Origin of the sequence: Aquiflexum sp., from assembly GCF_041749095.1 — a bacterium.
Lineage (GTDB): Bacteria > Bacteroidota > Bacteroidia > Cytophagales > Cyclobacteriaceae > Aquiflexum.
Genome location: NZ_JBGTCA010000517.1, coordinates 1 through 9,118 on the forward strand (window position 1 = coordinate 1; position 9,118 = coordinate 9,118).

The 9,118-nt window shown below is 39.3% G+C and carries 9 protein-coding genes and 1 pseudogene; 6 read left to right on the forward strand and 4 right to left on the reverse strand.

Features of this window, described 5'->3' with window-relative positions; genetic code table 11:
* From ACEW8O_RS23350 to ACEW8O_RS23365, 4 genes and pseudogenes are all read left to right on the forward strand, one after another.
* Positions 1 to 202: pseudogene (locus ACEW8O_RS23350) on the forward strand (acyl-CoA synthetase); the annotation flags it as partial.
* Entirely contained in the window at positions 199 to 621 is a 423-nt protein-coding gene (locus ACEW8O_RS23355; RefSeq protein ID WP_373497041.1) for a DUF2141 domain-containing protein, read from the forward strand. The pseudogene ACEW8O_RS23350 and the gene ACEW8O_RS23355, both read left to right, overlap by 4 nt.
* 30 nt (positions 622 to 651) lie before the next feature.
* Positions 652 to 1,824, forward strand: coding sequence for an ATP-grasp domain-containing protein (locus ACEW8O_RS23360; protein WP_373497042.1), 1,173 nt, complete (start codon positions 652 to 654; stop codon positions 1,822 to 1,824).
* 168 nt (positions 1,825 to 1,992) lie between these two features.
* Complete coding sequence (locus ACEW8O_RS23365; protein ID WP_373497043.1) at positions 1,993 to 2,757, forward strand: hypothetical protein; 765 nt, start codon at positions 1,993 to 1,995, stop codon at positions 2,755 to 2,757.
* Here ACEW8O_RS23365 and ACEW8O_RS23370 read toward each other — a convergent pair.
* On the reverse strand, positions 2,754 to 3,194 hold the full coding sequence (locus ACEW8O_RS23370) for a hypothetical protein (protein ID WP_373497044.1): 441 nt from the start codon (positions 3,192 to 3,194) through the stop codon (positions 2,754 to 2,756). The two genes, ACEW8O_RS23365 and ACEW8O_RS23370, sit on opposite strands and share 4 nt — an antisense overlap.
* A gap of 207 nt (positions 3,195 to 3,401) precedes the next feature.
* Here ACEW8O_RS23370 and rluF point away from each other — a divergent pair, with 207 nt between their 5' ends.
* On the forward strand, positions 3,402 to 4,136 hold the full coding sequence (rluF, locus tag ACEW8O_RS23375) for a 23S rRNA pseudouridine(2604) synthase RluF (protein WP_373497045.1): 735 nt from the start codon (positions 3,402 to 3,404) through the stop codon (positions 4,134 to 4,136).
* A 120-nt stretch (positions 4,137 to 4,256) separates the two neighbouring features.
* Positions 4,257 to 4,937 carry an OmpA family protein gene (locus ACEW8O_RS23380; protein ID WP_373497046.1) on the forward strand — a complete coding sequence of 227 codons (681 nt, stop codon included), beginning with the start codon at positions 4,257 to 4,259 and terminating at the stop codon, positions 4,935 to 4,937.
* A 59-nt stretch (positions 4,938 to 4,996) separates the two neighbouring features.
* Here the strand turns inward: ACEW8O_RS23380 and ACEW8O_RS23385 are convergent, their stop codons facing one another.
* The 3 genes from ACEW8O_RS23385 to ACEW8O_RS23395 all read right to left on the reverse strand — a co-directional run bounded on the left by ACEW8O_RS23385 (position 4,997) and on the right by ACEW8O_RS23395 (position 8,763).
* Positions 4,997 to 5,767 (reverse strand): XRE family transcriptional regulator, encoded by a 771-nt coding sequence (locus tag ACEW8O_RS23385; protein ID WP_373497047.1) that lies wholly within the window; start codon positions 5,765 to 5,767, stop codon positions 4,997 to 4,999.
* Positions 5,768 to 5,770: 3 nt separating this feature from the next.
* Positions 5,771 to 6,028 (reverse strand): hypothetical protein, encoded by a 258-nt coding sequence (locus ACEW8O_RS23390; protein ID WP_373497048.1) that lies wholly within the window; start codon positions 6,026 to 6,028, stop codon positions 5,771 to 5,773.
* A 488-nt stretch (positions 6,029 to 6,516) separates the two neighbouring features.
* Positions 6,517 to 8,763 carry a Tex family protein gene (locus tag ACEW8O_RS23395; protein ID WP_373497049.1) on the reverse strand — a complete coding sequence of 749 codons (2,247 nt, stop codon included), beginning with the start codon at positions 8,761 to 8,763 and terminating at the stop codon, positions 6,517 to 6,519.
* Positions 8,764 to 9,118: the final 355 nt, after the last annotated feature.

Genomic DNA, 9,118 nt, shown 5'->3' on the forward strand with positions numbered 1-9,118 from the left:
AGATGAAAAATTAGGTCAAAAACTGATCCTCGTCTTGGAAGACATGAGCATTGATTTATATAAAATAAAATCCTTGCAGGATACAATGAGAGCGAACCTTATCAATTACCTTGTACCTAAAGAGGTTTTGGTCCTTGAGGAATTTGTAAGGACCGATTCCGGAAAAATAAACCGATTGGATACCGTAAAATTGATACTATGAAACTATTTTTGATACTTTCAATATTAGTTGGGACAATGATAATTGAACAAAATTCAAATTCACTCACCCTGACAGTGACCAACATAAAAAATGAACAGGGTGTGGTCAGGGTCCTGCTTTTCAAAGGAGAATCCGGCTTTCCGGAGGATCCTGACAAGGCCTTCCAAAGTGCCTCTGTTAAAATTTCAGGAAATAAGGCCGTCACCGTTTTTAATAATATTCCGGAAGGCACTTATGCGCTTTCCGTATTCCACGATAGTCAAAATACAGGAAAATTGAGAACAAATGTTTTTGGGATACCAAGGGACGGTTATGGGTTTTCAAATGATGCGATGGGGACTTTTGGACCACCAAGTTTTGAAAAAGCAGCATTTAAAGTTACCGCAGGTAAAAATAATGTGAGCATCAATTTAAGATGATTCTATCTTCGCAGTTGAAAAATACTGTTTATGATTCTTTTGGATTACCCTTACACGTCAGAGTTTCTGATTGAGACGGTCGTTAAAAATCAATTCCCCGTTGTTGCTACCAAAGAAGCCCAAAAAATTCTTCAGGGAAGAAATGCCAATTTAATCCGCGAGGAAGATGCCATAGCCTGGTTTATGTCAAATCCGGGAAGTCCGGTTTATACCAATTCGGAAAACAGCATTTCATGGATACAGCAAAACCTGAAAGGCACCTCTCTTCCTGAAAAAATCGAGACCTTTAAAAACAAATTCAGATTCCGGGACTTGATTCAAGAAGCCTACCCTGATTATTTTTTTAAATCTGCCTCTTTATCAGAGTTGGAAAATTTGGATATCACTGGGTTTAAATTCCCATTTATCATCAAGCCTGCTGTTGGGTTTTTCAGTATTGCTGTACATAAGGTAGATAAGCCTGAAGATTGGCCGTCCATTGTCAGCAAAATTGAAAAACAGATTGAAAAAACTAAATCCCTCTATCCCAAAGAGGTGGTCAGCAACACGGATTTTATTATTGAGGAATATATCCGTGGAGAGGAATATGCATTTGACTGTTATTTTGATGATCAAGGGGAACCTGTCGTTTTGAATGTACTCCACCATGTCTTTACTTCAGAGTATGATGTCAGCGACAGGGTTTACTCAAATTCCAAGGAAGTCATTGAGAGACTTTATCAACCAATTATGGATTTTCTTCAAATGATCGGTTCGAAAATTGATCTAAGAAATTTTCCATTGCATATTGAATTCCGGGAAAGTGAACCTGGAAAAATCAATCCTATCGAAGTAAACCCGATGCGGTTTGGAGGTTGGTGTACCACTGCAGACCTGACCTGGTTTGCTTATGGTATCAATTCCTATGAATATTTTTTCAATTCAAAAAGACCAGATTGGGAGAAAGTATTTGAAAACAGAAAAGACAAAAAGTACAGTCTTATTCTTCTGGACAATCAATCTGATGTGCCGCAGGAGGATATTGAATATTTTGATTTTGATGCCATTGCAATGGATTTTGAGAACCCATTACATGTCAGAAAAGTGAATATGGAAAAATTCGGTGTATTCGGTTTCCTCTTTACTGAAACAAGTAAAGGAAATGAACGTGAACTGGAAGAAATCCTTCATTCTGACTTGAAAAAGTATATGGTATTGAAATAAAGAAAAAAACCACAGCACCAATGCCGTGGTTTTTTTCATTATTTATTCATATCCGATTATTTATTAAATTCTCCGGCTTTGACTATGGACATTTTAAAAATGAACTATTCTTAAAAAAAGCTAATTTTAATCTTTATTGCATTATAATTTTCAAACCAATTCAAATACATGCACCTTAAAACAGAAGATTTAACCCGACTGGAAATTGAATATGATTCAGGAGTTATTCCGCCACCGTACAGTCATATCTTCAAATTGAAAATCGGATTCGGCAAGAATTTTTTAGAAAGTCAGTTGGATATGGTCTATACGGAGCGCGAAGAAATATTAGAGGAAGAGATTCTCAATGAAGGGTTTACTATGGACGATGACTTCCATTTTCAGGGTGAAATCCATAAAATCTGGGAAAAATCAATCAAGGAACTTTACGCCAAAACAAAATGGTCGAATAAAAAACTCGACGAAGAAGGTGGTATCAAAGTATTGGCCAAAGACCTTCATGGACAGTTTAGTAGGACTGTTCCAATCAATCAGCAGGAATGGCAATTTTTTGCACAGGATTATATTCAGGCCATCTATGAGGTCAGTCAGAAAGAAGCACCCTTGACCATTCATTACCTAATCAGGGAATCCAATGATGAGATAGAAGTCAGTCTGACCGTGAAATTTTCTGTCCGAAAAATGGAATTGATAGTCAATGGTGTAGAAAAGGAGGCAGATTGGGAAGAAACCAAAACCTTATTGTCACATATTTTTATTCCTGATTATGATTATGGGCTTGCAAAGGAAAAAAAACCAGACCAACAAGGCAATTTCATCGATTGTGGAGACGGTTATTGGCATGAACTGGGAAAAGGTGTCATCAATATAGACGACTCCTTTGATGCTGTTTCTAAAATAAAGAAAGGATTCAAAAAACTGATTTCTTCCTAAGGAAGTGCATTTTTATAGAAATCTCTTACATAAGCCAAAAGCTGATTGTCGGTTAATTTATTGCTGCTTTGTACCGAAAGCCACTTACCATTGTAGGACTTGTTTTCCTTCAATCTATTTCTCAATTGTTCTTTGGCAGTACCTGGCCCGAAAAGGAGGATATCATCAAACCTGTTCAGCTTTCCCTCCATCATTTTGAAATATTCATTCAGTTCATTCTGGGTGATATTGTTTTTTTTGTGCTCATTGTTCGAGGCATGTTCAGGATTTGGGGAGAACCTCGTCATATCATTGACCTCACCATCAATCCTCTTGATACTTTCATAGGGCGAATCAATCGTCTCAATTATTTCAACGTTACCTTCGTTGTAACCAATAAGTTGCGCTTTGGAATGATCTATCCACACTCCCACATGTTTAAATGAATTCTCACTCATGATTTTTCGGGTTTATTTTATGGTTATATATCAAATTTCAGTGACTTTCAAGTTACGATTTTTTGACAGATCCTCCATATTTTTAACCTCCTTTAACTAAAACTGAATTCGATTATTCCAAAATGATATCCTCAATTACGCATATCTGACTTTTATTTTTTCAAAAAAATCAGGAGTATCTTTCGGGAAAAATAAAGAAATAATCACATGAGTGAATTGCAGGGAACAAGAATCAACAAATACCTCAGCGAAGTGGGTTTTTGCTCAAGAAGGGCTGCAGATAAATTAATAGTGGAAGGCAGGGTAACCATAAATGGCGAAATTCCCGAAATGGGTACAAAAACTTTTCCGGGCGATGAAATCAGGGTGAATGGAAAGCTGATTTCGGAACCTAAAGAAGATCATATTTATATTGCTTTCAACAAACCGGTCGGGATAGTTTGCACCACGGATACCAAAGCTGAGAAAGACAATATCATCGACTATATCAATCATCCAAAGCGTATTTTCCCTATTGGAAGACTGGACAAGCCCAGTGAAGGACTGATTTTGCTCACCAGTGATGGGGATATTGTCAATAAAATTTTAAGGGCCAAAAACAACCACGAAAAAGAATACTTGGTCACAGTAAACAAACCACTTTCAAAGTCCTTTATCCAGAAAATGAGCAATGGAGTGCCAATTCTAAATACTGTTACTCAGAAATGTGACATCAAGCAGATCAGCCATAACAAATTCAATATTATTCTCACTCAAGGTCTGAACAGACAAATCAGAAGAATGTGTGAATCCCTTGGATATGAAGTCACCAAATTGAAGCGTATCCGAATCATGAATATCCCACTAGACCTGTCAATTGGCAAATGGAGGGACCTGACAAAAAAGGAAATGGAGGAAATTAATCACTTAGTGGCAGACTCTTCTAAGACCTTCGAAGAATAAATGGTTAGAAACTAACGCTTTTTTTAAAATTTTAGTATTTGGCATGATGTTGGAATAAGTAATAAAAGGTTGTTAGGTTCCTATCAGCTATAATCAATTACTAACCCAACTATTCAAATTATGAAAACATTTAAATTTAAATCGGGCTTATTTGCCCATGTCTTGGTTGTTGTTTTCTTGTTAAGCTGTTCAGGCTGGAACAATACCCAAAGGGGTGGTGCAATAGGTGCAGGAACAGGTGCTGCAGCAGGTGGTTTATTTGGATCCAAAAAAGGCAAAACTGCTGAAGGCGCCGTAATTGGCGCAGTCATTGGAGGCGCCGTCGGTGCAGGAATAGGTGTCTATATGGACAAACAGGCTGAGAAATTGGAAAAGGAAATGAAAGATGCGGAAATTGAAAGAGTAGGAGAAGCCATCAAAGTGACTTTCGATTCAGGTATCCTTTTTGGTTTTGATTCCTTTGCACTTACTCCCGAGGCTCAAGAGACGATCATGAAATTCGCTGACATACTCAATGAATATCCCGACACGGATATCACCATTGAAGGGCATACGGATAACAAGGGTGCATACGAATACAACCTCAATCTTTCCAGAAAAAGAGCGGAGGCTGTAAACAATTACCTTAAGATGCAGCAGGTGAGTGGAGATAGGATGGTTACCAACGGATTTTCATTTGACAGACCGATAGCTGACAACTCTACTGAAGAAGGCAGGGAAAAAAACAGAAGAGTAGAAATTCTTATTACTGCCAATGAAGACTTGATCGAAAAAGCAGAAAAAGGCGAGATTAAGGATTAAATTACCCAATTAATCAAATTATTAACTAAGAGCCATTTTGAGGAAAATGGCTCTTTTTTTTATCTCTTTAACCTGATGATTTCCGACTTTAGGTCTAGAATCATTTGTGAAATATCTTCCAGGCTGGCAGGCTTTGCCTTGTCTTTGGGATTGGGAAAATCAGTACTGATAAATGCCTTGGCTTCCCATATTTCCAGGACATCCTCCCCTTTTACTTCATAAGGTTTATAATGTTCATTGTCCGAAACCAAAAACAGTTTTCCGTTTTCGTCCAGGTAATTAAACACCCGCTTATAGACAACACCTTCGGAAGAAGTCACAAGGACATAGGTTTTGCCGCTTTTAATTTCCCTTAACTGTTCGACATAGGAACCGATAATTACAGTACCCGGCACCAAAGGCAGCATACTGTCCCCACTCAGTTCAAATGCCCGATAAGTCGAGTTTCTTGAAAGTGTAGGAATATGAAACTGCGGTAAGGTTTCCATATACTCCGGATCCGCAAAGCCATTTAAGTATCCCGCTGATGCCTTTTGTCCCACCATGGTGATATTTTCCCTGTCCTGATCGTCAGCGGCGATGGTCAGTACTTTGATGTTTTTGTTTTGGTTTAGCCTACGGCCATTTTGTTGGATATCATGGTGCAGCAGTTCATCGATGCTTACCACAAACAATTCGGACAAAATTGCCAAAGTAGAAAGCTTGGGTTCTGACCTACCGTCCTCATAGGCCGAAATCATCGTCCTTTGCAGATCCAGCTTTTCAGCCAGTTCACTTTGGGTCATTCCTGATTCAGACCTTAGAAATTTGAGATTCTTTGCGAGTAACATAATTTAAGCAGAATAAAGATAGAAATTGTTGTCCTCCCTGACGGGGTTTTTTACTGAAAACGGATTCAATCCTGAAGTGGACATCCTTCTTCTTTCCAACCTCTCCTGTATCTCCGCAATGATTTCCCCAATTGGCTTGGGTTCATTGACCAAGAGGTAGCCATATTGTGGCTTTTGCTCATCTTCCACAAAAAACTTGACCTGACAATTGCCGGAAGGCAGTTCTTTTTGAGTAACAGATATTTTTTCCATTGCTTCCATGTTTGTTGCTGTTTAACAGGAGCTAATATAAAAAAGTTATTTTTAATAACATATATATGTTTGTAAAATTAACATTATTGTGACTTAGAATGTCGGGAAAAGTTGGAAGTTGGAAGTTGGGGAGTGGGGGATTTGATTGACAATTGAAAGATTGGAAGAACTTGTCCGCCGTGGCGGATTACAAAATTGGAAGATTGGGTGGGGAATTTAAAGGTTGAATGGTAGTAGAAATTCAAGTTTGATGGTGTCAATTTAATTTTGTTAACCAACTTGCGTCTCCTTGTCATGCCGATCCAGATGGCTATCGGGAATTTGACTTATATCAAAAATTCAGGGAAAAAGTCCCATTCCATAAAAGTAGCTACTTTTTATGGATCGTATTCCATAAAGGTAGCTACTTTTATGGATTTGGCGGGATAGGGATAAAAAAAAAGCCTCCATTGCTGGAAGCCAATTTTCAAATTTTTCAATTTTACAATCTTATAATCCTACCGAAACCTCCCCTTCAACATCGCCAACTTCGCCGCAATATCACCTTCCGCTTCGGGTTCTTTCTTTTTCTTTTTTTCCTTAGTAGTGAATTTTCCCCTTTCGGCAAATGGATCAGATTTCATACTTAGGGCAATCCTTTTTCTTGGGATATCCACTTCCGTGACAGTGACCTGTATTTTTTGGTTGACCGATACGACTTGGGCCGGATCGGTTACAAACTTATCTGCCAAATGGCTCAAATGAACCAATCCATCCTGATGTACACCGATGTCAATAAATGCCCCGAATTTGGTAATGTTGGTGACAATTCCGGGAAGCTTCATTCCTACCTTCAAATCTGAAATGGCATTGACTCCATCCTGAAAGTTGAAAGCTTCAAAGGTTTCCCTTGGGTCTCTTCCCGGTTTGGAGATCTCCTCCATGATATCCTGCAGCGTAGGTAGGCCGACGGTTTCAGAAATATAATTTTTCAGAATAATTTTTGACCTCAGTTCCTCCGAACTCATCAGATCATCTACTTTGGCACCGATATCTTTGGCCATTTTTTCCAATAGTTCATAGCGTTCCGGATGTACTGCACTGGCATCCAGGGGATTTTTGGCATTCCTGATCCTTAAAAACCCTGCTGCCTGTTCAAAAGCCTTGTCACCTAACCTAGGAACTTTTTTTATTTCATTCCTGCTTTTAAAAGGTCCGTTTTCATTTCTGTAACTGACAATGTTCTGCGCCAACACCGGTCCCAATCCCGATACATAAGTCAAAAGTTGTTTGGAAGCCGTGTTCACTTCAACTCCTACTCCATTCACACAGCTCATTACGGTATCATCCAGTGAATTTTTCAAAGCTCCCTGATCCACATCATGTTGGTATTGCCCGACGCCGATTGACTTTGGGTCAATCTTGACTAGTTCGGCCAAAGGATCCATCAGTCTCCTTCCAATCGAAACCGCCCCCCTGACCGTCAGGTCATAATCGGGAAATTCCTCCCTTGCAACATCAGATGCCGAATAAATGGAGGCGCCGCTTTCATTGACCATGGTCACGATCACATTTTTTGGCAATCCAAGGGATTTGACAAATGACTCTGTTTCCCTGCTAGCTGTTCCATTTCCTATGGCGATGGCTTCCACATTGTGTTTTTGGACCAAATCCCTCACAGTAGCTGCTGCTTCAGCAACCCGTTTTTGAGGTTCATTGGGATAGATGGCATCGTAACTCAGCAATTGTCCCTGTTGTCCAAGACAGACAGTCTTACAACCGGTCCTAAAACCCGGGTCAATGGCCAATACCGCTTTTTCACCCAATGGAGCTGCCAACAATAACTGCCTTAGGTTATCAGCAAATACCTTAATGGCCTCTTCGTCCGCCTTCTTTTTGGTAAAGAGCCGGACTTCGGTTTCCATAGAGGGTTTCAATAACCTTTTATAACAATCTTTGATGGCCAGGCAAACCTGTTCTACCGATGCGTTGGCAGCATTTTCCAATACCGTTTTCTCCATTAATCCAATGGCTGAAATTTCATCAGGACAGGTATCCAACATCAAAAACAGTTCTTTCTCCCCTCTTCGCATGGCCAAAACCCTATGGGAAGGCGCAGTCTTTACCGGTTCTGTCCAATCAAAATAATCTTTGTATTTGATGGCCTCTGCTTCCTTACCAGGTAAAACTTTGGAAACAAATTGGCCTTCGCTGATAAAAAGCTCACGCATCTTTTTCCTCAACTCCACATTTTCATTGACCCATTCAGCTATGATATCCCTTGCACCTTGAAGGGCTTCTTCTACGGAAGTGACTTCTTTCTCTACAACCACATATTGCGCTGCTTCCGATTCAAGATCAAAAGACACTTGTTCAAAAATCTTTGTCGCCAATGGTTCCAGACCCTTTTCTCTAGCAACAGTTGCTTTAGTCCTTCTTTTGGGTTTGTACGGCAGATACAGATCCTCCAAAAGCGACATGGTCTCAGCGGCATTGATTTTATCTTTTAATTCCGGTGTTAACTTCCCTTGTTCTTCAATGGATTTCAGGATGGCTTCCTTTCTCTTTTCCAGATCTCTCAACTGCTGGGCTCTGTCCCGGATGACTGCTACCTGCACCTCATCTAGACTTCCGGTCACCTCTTTTCTATATCTTGAAATAAATGGAACAGTCGCCCCACCATCCAATAATTCAACAGTATCGGTAACCTGTTTGACTTTGATGCCAAGTTCCCCAGCTATTTTGACAAAATGATTGATATCCATTTGATGCTTATTTGTAGGCGCAAAGTAGCAAGCTTTTAAAACCCTTCCCAAGTTTTGAGAGACATATCTAAATGATTGTTGATTAAAAATCTGATACACTTCAAGAAAAAAGACTTTATAAATAAAATTGATAGGTAGCATTTGTCACAATGCTTATTGGCATACATTTCGTAATTTTGACTCTTCTAAAGAATAGAATAAAATATTTGTTAGACCACAAACTAAATGATCAATAAAAAAACAATCATTTTTGGATTGGCTTTTCTGGGAATCCTGGCCATTCTGTTTTACCCTTCCAGATTAGGGAGAAAACTTCGGCTTAAAACGAAGATGGAATTGTTGGGGACAGGATTGA